Annotated in this window: 17 protein-coding genes; 2 read left to right on the top strand and 15 right to left on the bottom strand. The window is 35.5% G+C overall.

The window, feature by feature from the left end; all coding sequences use genetic code 11:
- Positions 1 to 31 precede the first annotated feature (31 nt).
- Positions 32 to 964, bottom strand: a complete 933-nt coding sequence (locus EDF66_RS05580; RefSeq protein WP_132841156.1) for a hypothetical protein — start codon at positions 962 to 964, stop codon at positions 32 to 34.
- Between the two features lie 847 nt (positions 965 to 1,811).
- Here EDF66_RS05580 and EDF66_RS05575 point away from each other — a divergent pair.
- Positions 1,812 to 2,180, top strand: coding sequence for a hypothetical protein (locus EDF66_RS05575; protein ID WP_132841154.1), 369 nt, complete (start codon positions 1,812 to 1,814; stop codon positions 2,178 to 2,180).
- A gap of 67 nt (positions 2,181 to 2,247) precedes the next feature.
- Here EDF66_RS05575 and EDF66_RS05570 read toward each other — a convergent pair whose 3' ends face one another.
- The 3 genes from EDF66_RS05570 to EDF66_RS05560 are packed head-to-tail and all read right to left on the bottom strand — an operon-like array spanning position 2,248 to position 8,569.
- On the bottom strand, positions 2,248 to 3,666 hold the full coding sequence (locus EDF66_RS05570) for a RagB/SusD family nutrient uptake outer membrane protein (RefSeq protein WP_132841153.1): 1,419 nt from the start codon (positions 3,664 to 3,666) through the stop codon (positions 2,248 to 2,250).
- A gap of 17 nt (positions 3,667 to 3,683) precedes the next feature.
- Complete coding sequence (locus EDF66_RS05565) at positions 3,684 to 6,869, bottom strand: SusC/RagA family TonB-linked outer membrane protein (protein WP_132841151.1); 3,186 nt, start codon at positions 6,867 to 6,869, stop codon at positions 3,684 to 3,686.
- Positions 6,869 to 8,569, bottom strand: coding sequence for a peroxiredoxin family protein (locus EDF66_RS05560; protein WP_132841150.1), 1,701 nt, complete (start codon positions 8,567 to 8,569; stop codon positions 6,869 to 6,871). Before EDF66_RS05560 ends, EDF66_RS05565 begins: the two co-directional genes overlap by 1 nt.
- Before the next feature lie 764 nt (positions 8,570 to 9,333).
- Here EDF66_RS05560 and EDF66_RS05555 point away from each other — a divergent pair.
- On the top strand, positions 9,334 to 9,579 hold the full coding sequence (locus tag EDF66_RS05555) for a helix-turn-helix domain-containing protein (protein WP_132841148.1): 246 nt from the start codon (positions 9,334 to 9,336) through the stop codon (positions 9,577 to 9,579).
- Here EDF66_RS05555 and EDF66_RS05550 read toward each other — a convergent pair whose 3' ends face one another.
- From EDF66_RS05550 to EDF66_RS05500, 11 genes are all read right to left on the bottom strand, one after another.
- Positions 9,580 to 10,449 (bottom strand): nucleotidyltransferase domain-containing protein, encoded by an 870-nt coding sequence (locus EDF66_RS05550; protein ID WP_132841147.1) that lies wholly within the window; start codon positions 10,447 to 10,449, stop codon positions 9,580 to 9,582.
- A 51-nt stretch (positions 10,450 to 10,500) separates the two neighbouring features.
- Positions 10,501 to 10,806 (bottom strand): hypothetical protein, encoded by a 306-nt coding sequence (locus EDF66_RS05545; protein WP_132841145.1) that lies wholly within the window; start codon positions 10,804 to 10,806, stop codon positions 10,501 to 10,503.
- 282 nt (positions 10,807 to 11,088) lie between these two features.
- A complete protein-coding gene (locus tag EDF66_RS05540; protein WP_132841143.1) occupies positions 11,089 to 11,544 on the bottom strand; it encodes a hypothetical protein in 456 nt (151 codons plus the stop codon).
- On the bottom strand, positions 11,541 to 12,437 hold the full coding sequence (locus EDF66_RS05535) for a sporulation-delaying protein SdpB family protein (RefSeq protein ID WP_132841142.1): 897 nt from the start codon (positions 12,435 to 12,437) through the stop codon (positions 11,541 to 11,543). Before EDF66_RS05535 ends, EDF66_RS05540 begins: the two co-directional genes overlap by 4 nt.
- Positions 12,427 to 12,960: an SdpA family antimicrobial peptide system protein gene (locus EDF66_RS05530; protein WP_132841140.1), complete on the bottom strand. Its 534-nt coding sequence runs from the start codon at positions 12,958 to 12,960 to the stop codon at positions 12,427 to 12,429. Before EDF66_RS05530 ends, EDF66_RS05535 begins: the two co-directional genes overlap by 11 nt.
- Entirely contained in the window at positions 12,950 to 13,795 is an 846-nt protein-coding gene (locus EDF66_RS05525; RefSeq protein ID WP_132841138.1) for a hypothetical protein, read from the bottom strand. The genes EDF66_RS05530 and EDF66_RS05525 overlap by 11 nt, the downstream gene beginning before the upstream one ends.
- Before the next feature lie 261 nt (positions 13,796 to 14,056).
- Positions 14,057 to 15,364: a DUF4302 domain-containing protein gene (locus EDF66_RS05520; RefSeq protein ID WP_132841137.1), complete on the bottom strand. Its 1,308-nt coding sequence runs from the start codon at positions 15,362 to 15,364 to the stop codon at positions 14,057 to 14,059.
- 6 nt (positions 15,365 to 15,370) lie between these two features.
- Positions 15,371 to 16,258: a putative zinc-binding metallopeptidase gene (locus tag EDF66_RS05515; RefSeq protein ID WP_132841135.1), complete on the bottom strand. Its 888-nt coding sequence runs from the start codon at positions 16,256 to 16,258 to the stop codon at positions 15,371 to 15,373.
- A gap of 2 nt (positions 16,259 to 16,260) precedes the next feature.
- Positions 16,261 to 17,856: a RagB/SusD family nutrient uptake outer membrane protein gene (locus EDF66_RS05510; protein ID WP_243655997.1), complete on the bottom strand. Its 1,596-nt coding sequence runs from the start codon at positions 17,854 to 17,856 to the stop codon at positions 16,261 to 16,263.
- 24 nt (positions 17,857 to 17,880) lie between these two features.
- Positions 17,881 to 21,564, bottom strand: a complete 3,684-nt coding sequence (locus EDF66_RS05505; RefSeq protein ID WP_207898475.1) for a SusC/RagA family TonB-linked outer membrane protein — start codon at positions 21,562 to 21,564, stop codon at positions 17,881 to 17,883.
- A 130-nt stretch (positions 21,565 to 21,694) separates the two neighbouring features.
- Positions 21,695 to 22,861, bottom strand: a complete 1,167-nt coding sequence (locus EDF66_RS05500) for a FecR family protein (RefSeq protein ID WP_132841132.1) — start codon at positions 22,859 to 22,861, stop codon at positions 21,695 to 21,697.
- Positions 22,862 to 23,027: the final 166 nt, after the last annotated feature.

Below are 23,027 nucleotides of genomic sequence, written 5' to 3'. Positions count from 1 at the left end.
AAGCCTGCGCCTGCGCAGGCTTCTTTGCTTTCTATTTGCTAAGAAACCATTTGGCAAAATCATCAATCTTGTCCTTATTGATAATTAATTGTTGCTCCAGCGGATAATCTAGGTCTAGTTTAAAGTTTTTATCTGCTCGCAATTCATACCCTTTTACTATGCTTCGAGCCACTAGCTCCCATCTCGATATTTGATAATATTCGTTAACATCAAGCCTTTCAATCAGATATTTTAAAGTATGACTATCAAGAATTGGAGTGGTATTAGGATTGCGCTCATAGATCGTATTCATACCATTATTATTACATATCAGCACGATATCCAGATCCAATAGCCGAATATCTTTTCCCTCACGAATGGTAATAACTGGATTTTCATCATAAATATCATGCGTAAGGTCTTTAGATTCATTCTCTTGGAAAACAACCCTATCACTTAAATCCTTTTCAACTTGAAATTTTAAAGAACTTTTAATCGTTAGCATATATTCAGTATATAATGATATTAGGCTATAGAACAACGTATAAATTAACGATAGCCATAAAAAGAAGGGAAATTGCATTATATTCTGTGTAATCCGAAATAAACTTCTCTCCGTCATTTGTAAATAAAGATGATCCATCACTTGCAAGAAAAGGATTGAGGGTAAGAATGCAAATAAAATCTGGACGAGTAACCGTAACAGAAATTCATTTTTCCAAGATTGCTTTTTATCAAAATATGCTGTTACCTGTACTGTCCAATAAACCATCAACGACAGAAAAATAAAAGTCCAAAAAAAATCGATATAGAAATGAGGGCTGGCCAGAGAATATTTTAAAACATTCCATCCTTCACCTATTTGATGCCCTATATAAGCATTAAAAAAAGAAAAAATCAAAACCCATATTGTTCTCGATTTCCAGTGATCATCCGAGAGATCACAAAGTTCGTCCGTATTTTCATTATTCTTTATTACTTCCATAATAGGTCTGTTTGTTTAACTGGCTAGTTAATTAACACTGATATTAACCTCTATTTTATTAAAAATAAGTTAAAAAAGCAAATATTTTCAATATTCTTCAAGTTTTTCCATGTTTTTCTATCACCAAAATGAATAAATACCAAAAAATATGGAAAAAGATGAAGCTTGCTGTTCTTTTGTTTTCAAGCAATGTAAAATAATAGAAACTAGGATCAGTAATGGTCTGAATAAAAAAATGATGATATGCTATTAAAAAAATGGCGAACGTACCGATGCTAAATGCACTCCGTTTTCCCGACGGAGCGCTCTAGATATCTTCGGTATGTTCGAAGAGGATCGGTTGGGGTATTTAGAGCAAATTAAAAAAGGGACGCGGGTACAGTGATAAAGTGCAAAAAGAAACACAGGGCAGGCCGCACCAAGGATGTGCCGCTGCGCAACAGGTTATGGATAGGTAAAAATGAATCAAGATGAAAAGTCTAAGAACAGCAAACAAAACAATCAAATCACTTGGCCAATCAATATGGTCAGTATTCTTGTCCCTCTGGACGAAGCTATCTTGGCGGTTTATGCTTCAGTTCAGGTGCCGTCAAGTTCTTTTGTTCAAAGAACAATACAGTCCCCCTATCTGTCTATCCTTGGCCCTAAAGAGAGTCACTGACAGAATATTGTATCCCCGTAAATTCGCACTATTCCGGCCTGAACAGCCGAAGATTTCAGTCAATGGTCAACCGCATTACGGGGAGAAATGCATGACCGCATACGGAACCCTCGATCGCATAGCTGTGAGGCAAAACCGATGTGCAACCAATAACAAATATTATATTTAAACTTAAAAGAACTGCTCATGAGCACTTTAAAAATAAACCGGTTACGTACCGGTATCATATTATCTTTCTTATTATTAATCGGTACATTTTTCGTTGTAAAGGCGATGGACAAGAAAGAAGTGGTTAAGAAAACCACTACGCAACAGCAGTGGTATAGTACAGATGCTTCTGGACAAAATATTGTTGCGCTCCTAACAACACCACCTCCAAATGTTGGTGGTGAGGGGTGTGATCAGATGAATAATGGGGATTTCTGTGCTAAATTATTGGAATTTGACGAAAATGTCAATCCAACACAATTGGAAGGTAATTCGATAAGCGATATTGAGACCAATATCACAGCTATACAGGAAAGAGGTGCTGCAAAGCATGAATCCACTAATTAAATTTTGATCAATAAAGGAGAACTTCTCAGAAAAGAATATCTTTTCTGAGAAGTTCTTTCTAATCTTATTATCTTGGATTGTTCTCTAAACCAGACTGCAAAATAGATGAATAAGGAATTGGTAGTACATATAAGTTGCTATTAGGAATTAATTCATACGTCTCACCATTCACTCTTCTTTTCAATACAGTTGCATATTCTGTCTCCAGGTTCAATCTTTTTAGATCAGACCAACGAAGCCCTCTGAAAAACAACTCTTTTCTTCTTTCTTCAATAATCCGTTTAAGCAAGATTTGTTTATCTTTCCCTAGCACTGTTTTAAATGATCTATCGTAACGATTTTTCAATAAAGAATTCAGGGCATCTGCCGCAACTTCCAATCTATTCAAACGACAGGCGGATTCGGCTTTAATCAAGAAAACCTCATCTACTGCCAGACCTGTAAACCATAAAGGAACACCCGTGTATGTACCTATAAATGCATCGGTACCGTTCCTACCTCCAAAATATGCCTTTTTTCTTAGATCGTTTTCAGCATAGCTTCTTAACAATATCGAATCGACTGTCAAGCTCCCTCCCATAAACGAAGTAATCATTGACAGTGTTGCCGAACTGCCCATAAACAATATTTCAGGATTGGAATCACGCATACCATCAAATGTAAAATAAGATCCGTTCGCATTCGGTAGCCCAAGATTCTTGATATCATTGAAATCCATCAATGTCCCACCTTCATTTAACGCAAGTTCCGCATACTCAAAGGCTTTTTCAAAGTTAGACTGCTGTAGATAGACTCGTGCTAATAAAGCTAGAGCAGCACCTTTATTTGGTCTTTCCCGTATCAGAGTTTTATGTGGCAACAGTGAAACTGATTTCTCCAGATCAAGGATAATCTGTCCAAAGGTTTCTTCCAGCGACGCTCTTTTCTGTACGATGTTAACATCAGCTTCCAGACGATGTGGAATTCCGGGATCCTCTTTGGCTTTGCCCTGTTCATATTGCTTGCAGAATAGCTGACTCAATTGAAAAAAAGTAAATGCTCTTACAAACAATGCAGAACCAAGAATAGCGTTTTTATCGGATTCATCTAAAGCATCGACCTTCATAGCCGACACTCCGTCGATCACAATATTCATATGTAGCACCCTTTTATACGCATGGTTCCACTCGCCAACTTCTTCTGTCCCAAAAATATCTTTTTGCCATTTATAGGCATTCTTTTCAAATGTTGGTCGGTTTCCGTTAAAAATGACATCACGAACATAGATTTCATCCCCACCCAATATTCCAAGTCCAAATGCCATATTGTTGTTAATAACTTGACTATTATCCATTATTGCCTGGTAATCTTCCAACGTTTGGGGTATAACCTGACTATAGTCATATCTTTCTTCCAGAAAATTTTTCATACAAGATGGTAGCATCATGGTCAACAATACCGATCCAATACACAATCCCTTACATTTCATTAATATCGATTTTTTCATAAGTTTATGAGTATAATTTAAAATGATGCCTGCAATGAAATTGAGGTCATACGGGAATTTGGAAAATCACCGCCCTGATATTCTGGATCAATGCCATGCTTATTTGCTTTCCATAAAAGGCCCACATTCCGAAGATTCAACAGCATTCGCAAATTGGAGAATGTTGTCTTAATTTTTGAATTTCCTTTCCATTCATATCCCAATTGTACATTCTGTAAACGAATATAGTCGCCCTTTACAATCAGCGCATCCGAATATTTGTAGACCTGCCCTTCATAATACGAATCACTCGCAGTACTGCTCGTATAACCCACTCCAGCAGGTACATTTGTTTTAAGTTCATCTCCCGTTGCTTTCCACCTGCGCTCGATATCCTGATGATAGTAACCAGAACTTAGATATTCATACCCCGGCAACATCGACTCCCTTCGCCAGATATGGCCAGCTTTCCAGAGGAAATGAAAACCCAACGAAAAATTTTTATACCGCATCTGATGGAGCCATGAACCGAAATAAGGTGCTCGGGTTACTCCGGCAACCTGCATCTGTTCCAAAGGATATTTTTCATAATAGGCCCGATAGTTTTTACCCTCTGCATCATCAGGCAAGTTTACACGTCCTGTTTCACCATTCAATCCATACCAGGGCAACGTATATAGCGTGTTTAGCGATTCTCCTTCACGGGGTGGACTCTTGGTGAACATGATATTCACATCATTTTGCTGTGACATGTTATAGGAAGTTACCTTGTTGGTATTTTTACTAAACATGAAGGTCATATTCCATTTGAGAGCTTTGTCTCGTAAAACCATCATATTTAACTGCATGTCCAGCCCACTTGTCGATAGGCTTGCATAATTGACCATATTGTCTACCCGGGGCAATATGGTGGTCACGATTCCTGTTGTCGGATCTAGGATATCCTCACCTATAAGATCGCTGGCAGATTTTCGGTAATATTCGATCTTTCCCGACAGTCGATTCTTCCATGTAGCAAAATCCAAAGCAATATTCCACGTCCGTACACTCTCCCATTTTAAGCCGGGGTTTCCAACACTTTCCAAGGTACCCATGGGAAGGTTTGTCTGCTGATCTGTGTTATAGCTTAAAATGTTGTACACAGAAACCGATCGATTGACATTACCACTGCTGCCATAAGAAGTCGTGATTCTAAGATTGTCAAATAACGCCCCTTTTATCACCTTACTTTTTACCAGATTCCAACCGATACCTGTCGACCAAAGTGGAATCCCCTTTTGATTTGTCTTTACCCCAAACAGATTAGATGCATCCCACCGCAAACTACCAGTCAAATCAAAAGCACCATCCCAGTTGATCCCAGCATTTGCATAATAAGATATAAACCTGTCCACAATTTTTGAAATCCCTATCGGTGAAGTCGGAATCGATGCGGTCGAAGTTGGCCTTGTTGCATATCGTGTATTGTAATCAAATTTATTTGTAGCAGTCATTACGTTGGGATCATAATTGTAAAGAAGATACCTAGGTATTCCTTCGGTAATACCCTGTCTTATCTCAGCACCTGATAAGGCCGATATATCCACTTTTCCGAATTTTTGCTGGTAATCTACCTGCAGACGTGCGTTATGCACTTCGCTTTTAGAACTTGTATTATCGCTGAGGATATCTCCATAGGGAATGATGCGCTTACCATCCTCTTGTGTAAACCGGTTGACAAGGTTACGTACGTAAAAACTCTCTTTAGTATAATGCGTCCAATTTTTATCCTCGTCCGCAGTATATTGATACATCAGACTAAAATTCAATATTTTCCTTAATCTATACTTTAAGGTCCCTTGCACCTGTATTTCGGCCCCTTCCTTTCTATTATCAATAAGCTTCCTTTCATCCAGAGGTCTGTACATCCAGTCCAGAAGACCGATAGTTTCAGCTCGTTGCTGGTAGGCAAACCGATAGGTTTTGGGAAAAGCCATGCTATTACCGTCATCATCCTTCAACCTTGCATAAGTAGGAAAGTCAGCTACACTTAACGATATACCATTGGAAGCAGATCGAACCTGTGTGTACCGCAGGCTGGTATTTAGATCAAGGTTGTCTACCAATCTAAACCCGTTCTGAAAAAGCGCATTCATTCTTTTGTACCTGTCACCGACAAGCTGGGCACTGTTTCCATCATAATTTACCGATGCGTAGTAATTATGCTTTTCAGTACCACCCCGAAAGTTCAGCGCATACTGCTGATTGATACTATTTTGGTACAAAAGGTTTTTTGCCTCTCTCCTGATATCGTTTCTTAACAGCTGATCCTTCTGCTGCTCAAACTCCGAATCACTGATTAGTCCATCCCGGGCTGCAATTAAAAGCTCCGCATATAGCGGTATAGCGGTTTGGTCTCTAATAGCGTATCCACCGTTCTTAAAGATTTGCTCCTCGATGTTCAACTGGGTGTAGGACGAGATTCGCTTTTTGTTATAGAATAAATCTGGCCTACTGCCTATAGACAGGTTTCCCGTAAATGAAACAACATGCTGCCGATTATAGGATCCAGCTTTTGTGGTGATCACAATTACACCATTACCTGCCCTTGCGCCCCATATGGATGCAGCCGCTGCATCTTTTAGTATCGTAATACTTTCAATATCATTTGGGTTGATAGTTGAAAGCTCGCCGTCATAAGGAAAATTGTCCAGAACAATAAGTGGAGATGCATCCGATTCAATCGTAGACAGGCCACGTACATTCATCGGTGTAGTATATGTTTTACTGCGGTCAAAGTCAAGCCCCGTAGCGAGGCCCTCAATTTTATCTTGGATATTTGTCGCCACGATAGCATCGAGTTGCTTATTACCGATGTAAGAATAAGATCCAGTGGAACGCTCCTGAGGAATCTTAAAATACCCTGTATTGATCACAACCTCTTCAATTTTGGTCTGTATGGTCTGCATCATAATTTGAAGATTTGAGTCTTCAGATTCAACCGGTAATGTTGCTGGCCGATAACCAAGTCGCTTAGCTGTTAGCAGCTTACTATTGGTCTTCTTTAGTAACCTAAATCGACCTTCAGCATTTGTCATCGTTACTTCTGTCCCAAGCTGGACGGTCACCTTTTCCAGAGGTTCATGAGACAAAGAATCTTTGACAATGCCTGATAAATATTGTTGGGAAATTCCCTTTAATGGTACGATCAGAAATAACAGAATAATATATTGTATGTGTTTCATTATTGTTTAGTTCTTATTATGGGAGGATAGTTGACCAAGTTTAGATTATCATATTGGTCACAAAGTAAAGACTCCAAATTCTCAATGGTAATGGATTCCTTACGTGGCACTGCAAAAAGTTTTTGATCTAAGATCCATACAACACCCAGATAATCTCTATAGGAAGACATCAAAATTTCATCTAGCATCTTATTGTTGATAACAGAAGGAAATGGCCAGTCAACTTTGTTAATGAAGGATTGCATTCGAGCTTTGTTGTCATATCTATTTATTGGCAGTAAAGCTATCTGGTCAGAATCAATCTCAGTGATAAGACTGTCAATATATATGATCGATTTGATGCATGGAGCGCACCAGATAGCCCAAAAATCCAATACAATAAGTTTCTTATCTCTATAATCATTCAACGTAATAGTATCGTTTCCTTCAGGATGATTCACAATCTGCAAAGGCATGCTCCAGACCGCTTCGGGTATAGAATCTCCAATCTTTAATGGTTGGATCTTAATAGGCCCATCAGCCCCGCTGTCCTTGCGGGGCGTCTGAGCTGATAAACTAAACATATGAAACATAAGGACTAGTAAAGAATAAGTCCTTATGTTCTTCAATACCGTTAAAGAAAAATTAAAATTTTGAAAAACTGTAAGTGTCAATAAAAGTATTGCCCTTGCAGTTTTCAATTCCTTATACATAGCACTCATATTAACAACATCCATAACATCTCTTTGCATTTGACTCAAGAAGTATTTTAAGCTACTAGATACATTAATGTTGTAAAACCACACCTTAACCCATCTTAAGAATTTAAACATCTTAAATGCTCTCTTTTGAGATACGACCTTCTTACTGTAGCGATTAAATTCCGAATCTTTACTATTTGCTGTTTGAATATCCGCTGTCAAACTACTGCTCTTAGTAGCTCTTTGGTAGCTCTCCAGTACATTCCCGGTACCATTTTGGTACACTCTCGGTAGCTTAACGGTACCTCTTCGGTAAATTAACAGTGTCGCAATAGTGAATAATTGAAATATCAAATTAATACCCTTTCCTAACCAACTTCTGCCTTTACTCGACTTTTCTTCGACCTGGCTTCGACTTTTCATGCACTGTGGTCGATGAAATCCCGAAGCCAGGTCGAAGCGGACTCGAAGAAAATTAGAAGTTGGTGTTAACTTGGTTAAGAAAAAACCAGAATTTATTCTTGATCTGTTTGCTATGGTCTTTGTCAGCCTATTGATTGCTGTTTCTCTGCTATCTTTTTGGTTATTTGTTACCGATTCGTTACTGTTTAATTGGTGTTTCATTACCGATTCATTGCCATTTCTAGGCGCTTTGGTTTGTATTCCTAGGCTTCTCCATAAGGTCTGCATTGCACTTTGCTTGCTTATTCTCTGCTGTTTTATTGCTATCTCCTTGCTTATTATTTGGTTATTTAGCAATAAATAACCAAGGGAATGGCAATCCATTCCCGAGTCAGGTACAATGCTTCCCCAAAGGATAACGGAACTTTCACCGTAGTACAATCGAAGCTTTAAATCAACATGAGTTGCTTGTGCAATATTATTTTTTAAAGCATTTTTAGTAGTAGGATATTTAGATAAAATTTCCGTTCTACTGCATATGGTCTTTATGGTAAAAATGGACTGGAAAATACCCTCCAAATAGGCATGTACTCTCCCATCCCTAATAAAATTTATCATTTTATCGTTAGTTAATTTATACTTAATGGCACGAAAGAAATCGCTTCGCTAAGTATTTAAGGTTATAATTTTGGCGTTTTCTGAGGGCAATAGACATCCATCTTAGCTTCAAAATGAAACTAATCAGCTATCCGCTAGCTCGCGCTCAGACTATAAAAAAAGGGATCGAAAAGCGTTAAATGGTCATCATAAAAAGGTAATATATTAGTGTTCGTGACGCTTTCATCGATTAAGTCATCGGAATGACTTATAAACCTTAAGATTAAGGGGGTATTTTATTTGACGGTATAAATAGTTTGTTTAACTCCATATTTTAATTAATTCAAAAAGAAGTGAATAGCCCAGTAGTAGAAAATTATAATAATTTCCAGGACCAAATACGTAAATTACACTGTTTATTTAAAATTGAATAAAAGATTGAGGTTTAAAAAAGAAATTATTCTGGAGGGGATTTAAGAAGACAAAAAATGCCAATCCAATCCATAAAGGACTGGATTGACAAAAAGTCGCCCTTCAAATATTGGGCATCCTTTAACTCAATTCTGAGCACTGAAAAACCGACATCAGATTTGAAGTTAAAATTACAGGAGCTTATGTTATTTAGAAATATCCTTTTCATTGTTTCCTCTATTCGTTATGTTTTTCAGGCTTCAGAACGAGGAATGAGTATGTGTTTTATAATTGTATATTCAAATATAAGAAATAAAACAATCGTATTCAAATACCACTACAAAATATTTTTAATTTTTATTGTCATTTGATAGATGGAGTTTGATGAAGAAAAATTTTCAATTGATTTTGGACGACACTTACAGGATATCCGTGAGGGTAAAAAAATAAGAATTGGAAAAAAGATCAGTTTAAGAAAATTAGATCAATTATCAGGCATAGATCACAGCCACATTCATAAAATAGAAAAGGGAACGAGCTCTCCTTCCCTATTAACCTTGAAGACCTTAGCCCTTGCTTTAGAAATTAGCATGGCCGATTTAGTACGTTTTGAAGACTAATTATTTTAAGCTCTCAATTCGCTCTTTGCATAATCTATCCGTAATAGCTAGCATCTTTTCCAACCTATGACTAATTTCCTGAATATCTTGCAAATCGACTTCAAAATCAAGTTTATACTTACCACTAATATAAGCTCTATTCAATAGATCAAATAATCGACGCTCATTACTATCCTTTACTTCGGGAAATATTAAATTCAAATCTGAAGAAATCGAATTTACAGCGTTTCGATATTTATATAGATTATGAAGTTTTGGTTTGATTCCCATAAACACCAATAATAATGCACTATAAATTGATTCAACAGTTTGAAACAAAAACCAAGCATTCATACCAGATCTAGATTTTCCTTGTAGCATTAAATCATAATCAAAATGAAAATGAGCATAGAAAGTGTTGGCGTTACCTATCCAAAATTTATAGTTACTTTCAATATTGATTCTGATTTGTTCAATACTTAAGGGGGTTGGTTCGACTAATTTACTATTAGCATTATCATGTAGTAGAATTCCTTCATAATACACCGGTACAAAAAAGAAATTACCAGTTGATAACTCACGGTTGAAATAATCAATATCATACATGAAGAAGTTAATATCAGGCCGTGATTTAATCCTCCGCTCCAACTCTTCTGCCAGTTGATATTCCTTTATATTGGTTTTATTGGTAATAACTATTAGATCATAATCGCTAATGTAAAAATAACGAATGCCATCCTTTACATAAACCTGATCTTTATAATTCCCTCTTGCATAACTACCATACAGGATAATCAGATCTGGCGACACAAAGTCACTTATCACTTGTTTAATGGCTTCAATCTCCTTAAGCTTATGCTCGGGTAATGTTGTGGGCAATTGAGTATTCATACTTTAAAGATACGGATAAGTAAGTCGAAAGACAATAAATCTAATTACAATTTAAAGGGTGATTACGTAATCTCCAAAAATCATAATTCCAACACTCATTAAATTAAACAAACCACTCATTATCCATCGATAATGATATGATCTTCTAATAAAAATTTGAAAAAGAGCTATCCCTAATAATACGACGACTGCTAAAACTGCCGGAATCATCATTAAATTACCCAATACTCCGGATGTAACTGAAAGCCATTGTGGAAATCCTGAATAAGATGTAAAAGAAATAATTACCCACGTAAAATAAACGAATGTAATTATGGAAGCGTAATAGACTAATTTGGCTTGTTGCTTTTCTTTCATAATAAACTAAAGATTTATTACTTGAATCTTTAAGTACGATCTCTGTAAAATCTGCTAAAGATTGGGTAATTGATAAATTTGCCAATGAATATTTTAAAGATGCTTTACAAATTCTAAAAGATTGTGAGAAAGAACTAGTAAAATCCTGTACGCCCACTATTTGTTGCAAATGCATTAAAAGCATATAACAGAACAAAAGGAAATCCAAAATTGATAAGTACCAAGGATGGTAATGGAAGGTTTGTTTAGGAGGGAATTTAGTCCTAAACAAATCTTTCATTATTATTCAAAATAAATATCCAAATTAGTTAACGCTGTTTTTAGTTTAGCTATATTCTGTATTGAAAAAGTGACTTTCTTCTTATTCTCAAAACAGAAAGTAACAATATCATCTGAACTAAAAATGTAAGACCAACCATACTTCTTGCTATATCTTATTCCCCAGCCACCAAAATCTCCTAAAGCAGATATGCTATCAAATTTGCAACTGTCAGTATTTTTTAAATCATACTTTCTCTTAAAAAGATAAAAAAATGAATTTGTTAGAATACCATTATCGTTCAAGATTAACTTACATCTGCAAATAAACAACAAAACACCTATGATTATCGCTGGAAAATGATAGTACACTGGCATCACATCCATTTTTAAATAATATAGTGTTAATACCACATATTGAATCATATATATAATCAGAATAAATTTAGGAAGTTTATGTTTTTCCTTAAAAATGATCATAAAAAAGAATTCTTTATTTTTATTAAATTTTGCTTAATACTCAAATCCATACGACAAAGATATATAATTAAACATCCTAACATTGCGACAAAAAAAGTGACTAACCCATGAAATACTATGATAGTGAAATGGAAGATTACACCTAAACAAAAAAAAACATATTTTTCCCTTTGTTTAAAAAATAAGCTGAATGCAAGCAAAATTTCCAATAAAATAACACTCCAATTCAATAAAGACACAGTTAAATCATTTTTAAACAAAAAGCCGAACACCTGTTGTGTACTTTCTGATGCACCAAACATGGGGTCAAAAAACCAATAGTATACAGCAGTACCGTTCATCCAGTCTGAAGCAAATATTTTTGAAACACCTGCATTAAGATAAAGAACGGCAATTTGAATTTTAATAAAATAAAGTGCAATTTGAGCATTATATTTTAATAGATCATGTATTAATCTTTTTTTTCGTTCTTTAACGCTACTTTCTCGACCAATGGTGGATATCCAACCATTTTGTCTATTATCTAGTATTGTAATTGGAACAAGTAGCAAAGACAGGATTACATTTATTTGATCGCCCCCCTCAACAATAAGTGTTGAATAAAAAATAGAATATGCTATCCAAACTTGGAAAAAACAGAGAACTCTAGGATAAAAACCCGCTATAACAATTATTAAAACTATGATTGAAAAGATATAAGGTAAAAGAGCATTGTCAAACCAAGTAAAATAATTCAACTTCATCAACCAAAAATCACTTTCTGAAATCTTATCCAAATGATATTTAGGAATCAGATCATTTACATCCGTAAACAATAATGTAATAAAAAAATTGAGGGCAAGCAATGAGCGTACTAAAGTTAAAGTATTTTGTTGAACAATTTTATCTATCATTTGGCGAATTTATGTGTACAGTAATATATTTTATTGGTATATTATTAAATTGTTCTGCTTTAGCCCAAGCATAAGGTACTGGTTTATATAATACAAGAAGAAAAGTACCATTGGTCAAATGTCTATTATTCATAACTTCTATTTTATATAGTTTATTAAGGTCTAATTTTCTCAAATGCCCCATGACATCTTGTTTCCAAACTAGCTTCATCGCTTCATTTGCGAGCATTGATGCTTCAAAGCCAATGATTCGAGAATATCTAGATAACCCATACATATTTTGGGAATTATGATTATTCACAGTTTTTAAGACTAAATTTCCATCAATAATCTGATATACAGCTAATGATTGAGTCTGAGGGTTTTTAGTAAAAAAACTCCAACCCTCAGGAAAAAATGTAGAAATAATTTTTTGTGTTTTTTTGGATAAAACAAGTTGTTCCTTCAGCGAAGAGAAGAAAATTAGAAAAACCATAACAAACCAAAATAACAAAATTATTTTTTTACAAAAGCTAATCAACATTTTGAAAATAAGAATTTATTTCCACTATAGCCTGTCCCTTAGTTATTGAAACCTCAGCACCGTTGCCAAGTGGATCAGGATTCTCTATTACAGGTTCAGGTTCATCTGGGAGTGGCTCAACAGTAACAGGAGGAGGACCGATCTCTGCAGTAGGATCCCAGTAAGCTACCTTTGTTACGACACTGTATGCCGCAACAGCAATGGATACAACTGCAGCTCCTAAATAAGCTACTGCAAGTGCAGCCGCAAAAAACACTGCCTTTTTTGTATTCATAGTTTTATTAGGATTAGATCCTGCTATAAGTTTAAATTCCTTCTGACCATCTAAAGTTGATAGATCAAGAGATTGTGCTTTTTTAAGAAGAACTTTGTCCTGACCAATAGCTAAACCTACACGAACGGAATTAGCATAGTTATCATTACTCAATAATGCCTGTTCAATAAGCTGAGCGGATAAATTAAGCTGTTTATTAATTGCGAACAAATCGCCTGAATAAATTTTCTCTTGTAAATCAGAAAAAAATGTAGGATATTTTTCATCTATGTATTTTGCAGTAATATCAGAAATATTTTTAAGTTCTGCTCGGACCTCCGAACTAGATCTCAAACCATCAATCTTTTCGTTGTATTCTTTTAAAAAGGAAATACTCGTCGAAATCCCATTCTGAAAGAAAAACAATCCTTTGAAAATATCTACGCCCGAATACTTCGATTCCTTTTTATTTTTAGATTCAGAAATCACTCCTTCCTTAGCACAACTAAAAAATAAAAAGCAAATAATTAACGAAAAAGAAAAGATTGAATTTGAAGCTATTTTTTTGAAATAACAGATCATAATATAATTAGTTTAGTTTTTATTAAATTAAATATTTAAACATTAGACATACTTTTCAAGACATTATAACACCACAAGATAAACCAATCAAAAAAATGAGAGAAATGTAAAGTATATTGTGTTATCTAGATTGTATAAATTTACTTCTAGAAAACAATTGTTTTACCGAAAGTATATTTAAGCTATCTTAATCTGGAAAATATTTAAAAAGGTGTTTCCTTTATTTGTAGGAAACTCCTTTTTAAATATTTAAATTCACCCTTAATTATTAAAAGGATCATTTATATCTTTTAAAAATACCTTGTAAGTATTTGTTGGGATTCCAATATCTGTTAAAGTTAAAGCAGTAGGATTTGGAGTACCATCAGAAGTAATTTTAAACGTCCGTCCGTTAAAAGGTGTAGTTATGTTATTTATACCCCCTGTCCAGTAAGCAATAGGAAAGTTTCCTATTACATATCCTTCTAATTCAATATAAATTTGATCCTCAGTCCCTTTTACAGGATCAATAAAATGACTAACACCACCTACAACAGCTCCATTTTGTAGAACATAAATCAATCCAACATTACTTGTTAATTTGCCTATAAAAGCATTATTAACAACAATCCCGTTTGTCTTTAGTGCTGTTTTTGCTCTATCCCAATATATTTTACCTGTAGGTCCTGTATTGCTATAAGACATGGACCATAGATTATTTCTAAACCAAATATTAAGCGGAGCAGTAGCTGGTACAATCTTAATAGCATTGCTCTTATCAGTATAGTAACCATTTGGATAAGCACTTGTAGGTTGTACATAATTCAAACGATCAAAAGACTTACCTTCTATTATATATTCTTTATAAAATTCCAATGCTCCAGGAATTACGCGGAAAGACATCGTTCCTGTAGCTTGATCATTAGGGTTACTAAATACACGGTATCTAGGATCAAAATCTAAATTAACAACTTCACTACCAGGTGTTTCTAATTTATAAACTAAGAATTGATTAAATTTATTAGTTGCTTCTTGATAAGTTTTAGATAGGCTTTCAAACTCCTCATTTTTTAACGGAAGCATGACCAAATGACTACCAGTTTTCTTTCCCTTCAATACAACTGAATCGGCTGTTGCCTTGAGCACAATAAACTCAAAATCACCCTGCATGCCACTGTCATCTGGACCAATTCCTCCATCACCTACTACACCTCCGTTATCCATTCCTGGTTCCGAAAACCAATGTATACTCTTATTATAGCCATTAAATGTGAGCACGGGTCCTGATTCTGCAACAACAGCATAGGAACTGGTCTCGACTCCTGCTATTGGATCGGAAGCTATTGATACCTTTTCATTCGATATAAACTTAGTAAAAATTGTATAGCCACCGAATTCCTGATTTTTACTTGGATAAAATTTCATCATCCAGCCCGCTTTATTACCTTGTAAAACGGTATATGCATTTTGTACAGCTTCAGTGATCCGTACTGTTGCATTTGTATCAAATATCCTATCCTCTTCCCGTTTGCATGAACTAATCAACAAAATGGGAAGTAAAAATAAGATCAATAAATATTTCAATTTCATGATTTCCTAATTTAAAGATGTTTGATCAAAGTTGGCTAAATCTGCTTGTCTCGCTAATATTTCATCACGCAACTCATCTAAATCAATATTCCAAATATTTTGGAAGTAAGTACGTACAATATCGAGCTTAGCTTCTATCAATGCTTTCCCCTCTACCCCACCACTACTTATACGTTGATTCCATTGTGTTGGAGACAACGTAATATAATATGAATATGTTTCTACAAAATCTTCATTGGGTTCTTTGGATGCGTATGGAGAAATAAATCCAGCTTCAGCTGCGCTTTCTTCTTCATAAATATCATTCCATGAATCCCCAACATAACCTGCCCCAGTAATCTGCTCAAAAGAAGCGGGATATCCCTTGGTTTGGTGCAAAATATGTGCAAACTCATGATGCATAGTATGGAAATAGTAAAAGTTTAAAAATTCGACATCTTTACCTGTACTTTCATCAAGTTTATTCAACAAGTATAATGTAATCTTCACTCCACCCTCTGCGGTACCTAACACAAATGTTCCATTATTACGATAAGCAGGTGATCCAATATAATTTAATAACTTTGGAAAATAGGACTTTATAAATTTTTTGCTTCCTGTAATTTTATTGTAGGGATCAATACCAAGATGAAACAATAATTTGGTCATTCGAACTGAACTCTCATAACTTGCAGGACTCAAATTATAATCCAAATCAGACTCTTTTTCTACAAATTTATATAGGATCGCAATATTGTAATCGTTGGTATAAGTTTTCTCGATATACTTATCTAATTCATTTTGTTCTACTTTTTTATCAACAAAGATACTTTCTTGGTCCAGTTTATCTTCAGAACAAGAAAACAATAAAACCGGAAAAAATAGTAGTAGACTAATCTTATTAAATATTTTCATAATTATCTTGGATTAGGAGTTAAACCAGCACTAATAACTTCAGCAGGCAGTTGTAGGGCTGCTCTCTTATCACGTGCAATTAATTTTGTTGCTGTTTCTACGGAAGCTACTGTAGTTCCTGAACTCAGCACTCGTCTTTCGATCTCAATGCCATATCGCTTGACATCGAACCAACGTAAGCCCATTTGTAAAGTCTCGACACGACGGATATAAAGTAAAGCTTGGAGCATATTCTCTTGTGTACCTATCTCAAAAGGGATCATCTTTGGGTCAAGCTTTTTCTTAGTCGTTGATTGTAAAGCAGTAGAATATGCTATTCCATTAGCCCAATTATTAATACTTTCAACTGTAAAAGTTGCTGGTTGTCGTACCAAGGTATTACCAATCCATCGCTTCATATCAACTAAGGCCTCATCATAGCGTTTTAAGTGAATAAGAGCTTCAGCACGTACCAACATAGTCTCCTCAGTCGTAAATGGTGCATATGCTCCCCGAGCATATCCAATACCTGCAACAGGATCCGTATATTCAAACATGTAAGAAACACGAGGAAACAACACCTTATCTAAATTTGTACCTGCATAGACAAAGGCACGGAGCTTATAACCATTGGAAGCTAATTTTCCATACGGACCGGCCGCTAAGGAGGTTTCATTATTACTTAACATAGCGCCATGAGAATATCTCGACCCAAAACTATAGGGACCAAAGATAACGCCGTGCTGTGTCGCCGCTGTCGCAACCATCAAATTGGCTTTTTCCTCACTCTTATTGTATGAGATTGCGCCATTACCAAAACCACTAGAGCCAACTGCATCATTAGCAATTCTCACGTAATTCCTTAAAAGACTTGTCGGATTTGCACCGATTGACGCATTGGCAAAACTAACAGCTTTCTCCCAGTCTTGCATATATAAGGCAACCCTTGCTCTGAATGCGTTAGCGGCTCGAGAATTCATATGATATTTTGGAGTAGAGCCATAAGATGAATCATCAATCAAAGGAATTGCCTCTTCTAAATCACTAACGATATAGTCATAGACTTCCTGTACAGTATTACGCTGATATTTGACATTTAGCTCAATCTCAGGTTTCATCATATAGGTAACACCAAGATCAGTGTTTGCCTGACTTTTATTGTAGTGCTGACCAAATAGGTTAACCAAAATAAAATGATTATATGCTCTTACCGCTAAAGCTTCTCCTCTCTGCGGATTCAAACTTGCTGGATTTCCCATTTCCTCAATGGCTTCTAAAGAGGCATTCGCACTTGCAATCGCTTTATAAGAAGCTTCCCAAACATCTTTAGGACCCTCATCCTGATTATCCGTCACATCCTTCCAGTTAAATAATTCCTCCATAAAACGTTCACTGTTAGGATTAGTCGGCCCATAATTATCGACATTATCAGAAGAAAGCTCTGCAGTGACTAAATAAGCAACTTCAGGGTAAGCAGAAACCAAAAGCTTATCAATTTTTGCTTCATTATCGAGTTTTGCACGATTATCGGGCATTTCATCCAAAAACTTATTACAAGAAGATAGACTTACTCCACATATCAGCGCAATCGTTATATATTTTTTGTTAATTTTTTTCATTTTGCTATAATATTAAATTTTCGATTAGAGCCCCAAGCGTAAAGTCAACGTATATTGTCTAGCGATCGGTGCAGCCACACCTCCAGCATTGACAAACTCAGGATCTTGTCCATTCAATTTTTTATCAGCATAAATCAAGAACAGATTGGTTGCATTAAATCGCAATCCTAAAGAGTTTATTTTCCATGCTTGAACCCAACTTTTAGGTAAATCATAGGTTAAAGAAACATCTTTCATACGGATAAAATCACCTTTCGCTGTACGTATAGATGAATAGTTATAAGCACTATACCCATATTTTAAATCATTCCCATAAGCTCGGTTTTGTCCAGTAGTGGCAATAATCGGAACATCTGTAAAATCCTCATCACCGCTCACCATCCAACGGTCAGCAAATTCTTTTGTCGACGCGGTAAGATCAGAGTATTCATTAGAGAATACTGGATTCAGGCGTACAACATTTCCGAAAGAATAAGTCATAAATACGTTCAACCCAAAATTTTTATAATTAAACATATTACCAAAACTACCGGTATGAATTGGGTCAGTTGGTCCTTCATATTTTAAGTAAGAAACTTTATCGCGCTCTTGAAAATTAATAGCTGTAACCGTTTCCTGATTTTTTTCATTTAAAAATACTGGTAAACCCTCGTCATTCAAACGAATAAAAGGAATAGAATACAATCCTCGTACAGGACCTCCCTCAAGAGCAAAACCAGTTCCTGTAATCAAATCCATCACTTTACTTCGCGTATCCAAGCGTGTCACTTTAGTTTTCACATTGGAATAGATAAAATTCGATGTCCATTTAAAATTTCCATCTCGTAAGATATGACCGGTCAAACTTAATTCGGCTCCATGCGATTTCATATCTGCCACATTTCCGAATTTCGAAATTTGTCCACCTAAACCTTGTGTGTTGACGACTCCGATCAAATCAAAATTATTCCTTTTAAACCAGTCAAATTCTAAGTTGATTCTATTATCTAGAAATCCCATGGACGTCCCAATATTTAGCTCATGTTTTTTCTCATAAGTCAATCCATTGTTAGCTAAGTCAGCTATTTCAAGTCCAGACTCACCATCTCCAGCCGTAGGTCTCCAGGGTGTATAAGAACGATAAACTGCATATGAATTTGTTACATTTGAAGGACCGCGATCTCCTGTTAAACTATAGGATCCCTTTAAGGTAAAATGTGAAAAAGCAGGTCTTAAATTTTCAAAGAAATCTTCTTCATGCGCATTCCAAGCTCCAGAAAGATTCCAGCTAGGCATCCATCTTGCAGAGGTCGCTTCTCCTAATTTATTTGCGCCTTCATATCTAACTGTACCATTCACTGTATATTTACCAGCATAAGAGTATGTTACATTACTAAAAAAGGCAGCTTGTCTATACCGTGTATTTGTAGGATCATTTTTACTATTCCGATTAACTGAGAAATATGGAGAGTTTTCTTCCTGTCCACGTTTAAAAACCCTATAATCCGTAAAAGGACTCTCTCCTAAGTCATATTGAAGCCCCCATCCTCTAAACCACGTATTATTACGTGTCGATGATGTAAGTTCTGAACCAGCAAAGACATTCAGGATATTATTTTGATTAAAGGTTTTATTATATTGAGCAGTAAAACGGAATAACTGTTCGAACATCGTATAATCTGTTCGATTATAAATTCCACCTTCTGGCAATACAGAAATTGGTCGAGCATATGGATTATCTGGATCTTTGTATAGAAATGGATTCTTGTCCCTAATTGTAGTATTTTCAGGTTCCGAAATTCCAGCTCGATATGCCATTGCCTGGTTTGAACGATCCTTAATGTAATGGTGCTGTGACGTAGATTGATATCGCACAGAACCAAAGGCCCCTAATTCCAGACCTGGAATTACTTTCCATTTCAAGTCACCTTGAAAACGTAAATCTGCTACATCGATATCCATGTAATTATTCTCCAATTCATGTAGAATATTGAATGGGGCATAGTTACGCGTATAAAATGCATTTGGATCCAAAGTACGCGATGAATTCATTGCATAAGCATAAGGGTTGATATCAAAATCGCGCTTTACTTGACCAAATACTTCATCTTTAGATTGTCCCAATGTACCAGGTGCCTGCTGCTTACGATAAGATCCATTGGTTATAATATTGAGTTTAAGTCGATCAGAAATATTATAGTTCGCATTCAGATTTCCAGTATATCTATTTACCTTACTACGTTTTGTCCATCCTGGATCAACTAAAGCACTGATAGAGGAATAATACTGTGATTTTTCTGTTCCAGATGACATACTCACAGAGTGATTCTGTTGTAAGCTAGGTTGAAATAACTCGCCAAACCAATCCGTATTGCGATACTCTGCAGTACGCAGAAATTCATTTACATTATGCCTATTGGTAAATAGATCGTTCGGAATTTCTCCTGTCTGTATACGTTTATATAAATCTCCATACACACCACTATTACTAGCTACAGGAACGGCTCCAAAACCGAGATATCCTTTATTATACATGTCATCATAAACAGACATCTGTTCCTGAGAATTCATGATATTAAATTCTGAATATAGCGGCGTAGCACGCATGGTGTATTCTCCTGTATAGTTGAGTGAACTACGACCTGCCGTACCTTTTTTCGTTGTAATAACAATCACACCAGCCATGGCACGAGCACCATAAATAGATGTAGCCGAACCATCTTTCAAAATTTGAAACGATTCAATATCATGTGCATTCAAACCAGCAACAGCGGAGCTAATCAGCGTCAACGCATCACCAGATGATAGCTCATCTGAATTTACATCGGCAACATCTTCAATAATTACACCATCGACAACCCAAAGCGGTTTTGAACTACCATAGATTGATGTTGCCCCACGAACGCGAATTTTTGGTGCGGTACCAAATGTTCCTGTCACATTTTGCACTGATACCCCAGCAACCCGACCTTCGAGTCCACGGCTTGGATCAATCTGTCCACCAATTTGCGCGGCTTCTCCAGATATCTGAGAAGTAGCACCGGTAAATAAGCGTTTGTCAACACGTTGTCCCATACCCGTCACAACAACCTCTTCGATTTGTTTCTCATTTGAAGCCAAAACAACAGGAACAACACTTCGACCTTTAATACCTATTTCAATAGTTTCATATCCAACATAGCGAATGAGTAAAGTAGCATCGGCCGATGCATTTATTCTAAAACTACCATCATTTGCTGTTTGCGTATTGATATTACTTCCTTTTACTGATACAGTAGCACCTGCCAAAGCTTTTCCATCTTGATCACGAACGGTACCCGATACAGATTGTTGAAGTTCATTATTACCACTATTCTTTATACTCGCAGTATTTACAGAAATCGTATTGGCAATAATCTTATACGAGTAATTGTTTTCATTTAAAACTTGCTCAAGTGCGTCTTCTAGACTCACATTTTTCAAGTTTAAATTAATAAGTTTTGCCCCTTTTGTGACATCATTGCTGTAAAGGAAGCGATGCTTTGTTTGTTTGCCGATAGCAGACAACGCATCCTCAATCTTAACATTTTTAAGGTTAAGATTGACCTTTTGTGCGATACCATTAGCCTGAACACCGGTAACAAAAGCAAACATTAAAAAGGTACTAATTTTCATAATACGTATAGGTTTGCAAAATAACGAGTCTTGAGAATCCCAAGGTCGTTTTTTGCCAAATGGTAAGTTATTCATACATTTACATTTGGTTAAAGAGTTAATTTTATCTGGTTAGCTTCTTAATTAAGAATAGGTACAGGGATGCTGCAACATCTCTGTACTCTTTTATTGACTTTTTGATTCTAGTATCAGTTCTCCATATTCATTATTTATTGTTTACGATTAATTTATTCCCGTCTATTTTAAACTTAATATCACTTACATATTCTATCATCTCCAATACCTGAGAGAGTTTTACATCACGGCTTATAGAGCCTGTTATCATTTTATTCTTGTTAACGGCCTTATTAAATTGCACTTCCACATTATACCAATTAGATAATTGGTTGAGGATAGACTGGAGATTATCCTTCTTGAAATAAAATTCGTTATTATACCAGGCTAAGTCCCGATCAAGATCAGCAAAACCTTTTTTCAGATAACCATCCGAGGATTCGCAAAATTCTCCAGGCTTTAATATCATCGTTCTACTTGCACTTGCAACTTCTACTCTTCCTTCTTTCAAGGTTGTTCTCACGACACTTCCATATGCATCGACATTAAAATGAGTTCCTAAAACTTTTACATCAGTTCCTTCAGTATGCACTATAAAAGGACGATTGGCATCTTTTGAAATTTCAAAATAAGCTTCTCCTTCTAAGTCAACACGTCGCTCTCCACTAGAAAACAATTCTGGAAATTTTAATTTTGACATTGCATTTAGCCAAACTTTACTACCATCTGAAAGTTCAATTTTATAGTATCCTCCTTTGGGTACAATGAGGGTATTATACTTCAAGGCCACTTCCGAAGTCATTCCTTTTACATATTCCAACTGATCATTTTTAAGTTTGATATTTGTTCCAATGGAATCCGTATGAACGGTCGTTAAATCTAGTGTATTTCCATCGTCTAGAACTAAAACCGCTTCGTTGGATGCAGGATTTACATCATTCTTATGAATGTTTGATTGAATGGCTATAATCTTGGTATCAGGCTGTATTGAACTCTCTTTAAAATAAAAAATATAAAAACATAAAATAAAACATGAGGCAATAAGTGGGATCCAAATTTTAAGATTAAAATTATTTCCAACTTTTTGCGTGCTATTTTGCTTTTTTTCTAAATTATTCCAAGCTTGATTAACATCAATTGATCTTAAAAACTCTAAATCATCTTTAACTTTATGGGATTGCTTAAAACTATTGTACAATTTTTTGTTTTCATCCGTTAAGTTTATCCAATTTTCAAGCACAGTTTTTTCTTCATTAGACAGTTCCCCGACTAAAGACTTTTTGATGATTTCAGCAATAATAAAAGGTTTACTCTTCATAATATATAATAAAGAAACTTTGCCCGCCCTAATGGGTGACAACAATTTGAAAAAAAAATAAATTTCTTGAAATAATAAAATAAAATAGGATTATAGCACCATTAATATAAATGTATATTGGTGATTCATAAAAGATATGATATCAGCAAAATAACTTGCTTTTTAC

The sequence above is a fragment of the Sphingobacterium sp. JUb20 genome (assembly GCF_004342035.1).
GTDB lineage: Bacteria > Bacteroidota > Bacteroidia > Sphingobacteriales > Sphingobacteriaceae > Sphingobacterium > Sphingobacterium anhuiense.
The sequence above is the reverse complement of the archived record's forward strand: the minus strand, read 5'-3'. Positions and strand labels throughout refer to the sequence as shown.

What these genes read in the sequence shown, in the direction of transcription:
- EDF66_RS05580 (WP_132841156.1), bottom strand. Translation starts at nt 964, where the DNA reads ATGGAAGTAATAAAGAATAATGAAAATACGGACGAACTTTGTGATCTC.
- EDF66_RS05575 (WP_132841154.1), top strand. Translation starts at nt 1,812, where the DNA reads ATGAGCACTTTAAAAATAAACCGGTTACGTACCGGTATCATATTATCT.
- EDF66_RS05570 (WP_132841153.1), bottom strand. Translation starts at nt 3,666, where the DNA reads ATGAAAAAATCGATATTAATGAAATGTAAGGGATTGTGTATTGGATCG.
- EDF66_RS05565 (WP_132841151.1), bottom strand. Translation starts at nt 6,869, where the DNA reads ATGAAACACATACAATATATTATTCTGTTATTTCTGATCGTACCATTA.
- EDF66_RS05560 (WP_132841150.1), bottom strand. Translation starts at nt 8,569, where the DNA reads ATGATAAATTTTATTAGGGATGGGAGAGTACATGCCTATTTGGAGGGT.
- EDF66_RS05555 (WP_132841148.1), top strand. Translation starts at nt 9,334, where the DNA reads ATGGAGTTTGATGAAGAAAAATTTTCAATTGATTTTGGACGACACTTA.
- EDF66_RS05550 (WP_132841147.1), bottom strand. Translation starts at nt 10,449, where the DNA reads ATGAATACTCAATTGCCCACAACATTACCCGAGCATAAGCTTAAGGAG.
- EDF66_RS05545 (WP_132841145.1), bottom strand. Translation starts at nt 10,806, where the DNA reads ATGAAAGAAAAGCAACAAGCCAAATTAGTCTATTACGCTTCCATAATT.
- EDF66_RS05540 (WP_132841143.1), bottom strand. Translation starts at nt 11,544, where the DNA reads ATGATCATTTTTAAGGAAAAACATAAACTTCCTAAATTTATTCTGATT.
- EDF66_RS05535 (WP_132841142.1), bottom strand. Translation starts at nt 12,437, where the DNA reads ATGATAGATAAAATTGTTCAACAAAATACTTTAACTTTAGTACGCTCA.
- EDF66_RS05530 (WP_132841140.1), bottom strand. Translation starts at nt 12,960, where the DNA reads ATGTTGATTAGCTTTTGTAAAAAAATAATTTTGTTATTTTGGTTTGTT.
- EDF66_RS05525 (WP_132841138.1), bottom strand. Translation starts at nt 13,795, where the DNA reads ATGATCTGTTATTTCAAAAAAATAGCTTCAAATTCAATCTTTTCTTTT.
- EDF66_RS05520 (WP_132841137.1), bottom strand. Translation starts at nt 15,364, where the DNA reads ATGAAATTGAAATATTTATTGATCTTATTTTTACTTCCCATTTTGTTG.
- EDF66_RS05515 (WP_132841135.1), bottom strand. Translation starts at nt 16,258, where the DNA reads ATGAAAATATTTAATAAGATTAGTCTACTACTATTTTTTCCGGTTTTA.
- EDF66_RS05510 (WP_243655997.1), bottom strand. Translation starts at nt 17,856, where the DNA reads ATGAAAAAAATTAACAAAAAATATATAACGATTGCGCTGATATGTGGA.
- EDF66_RS05505 (WP_207898475.1), bottom strand. Translation starts at nt 21,564, where the DNA reads ATGAATAACTTACCATTTGGCAAAAAACGACCTTGGGATTCTCAAGAC.
- EDF66_RS05500 (WP_132841132.1), bottom strand. Translation starts at nt 22,861, where the DNA reads ATGAAGAGTAAACCTTTTATTATTGCTGAAATCATCAAAAAGTCTTTA.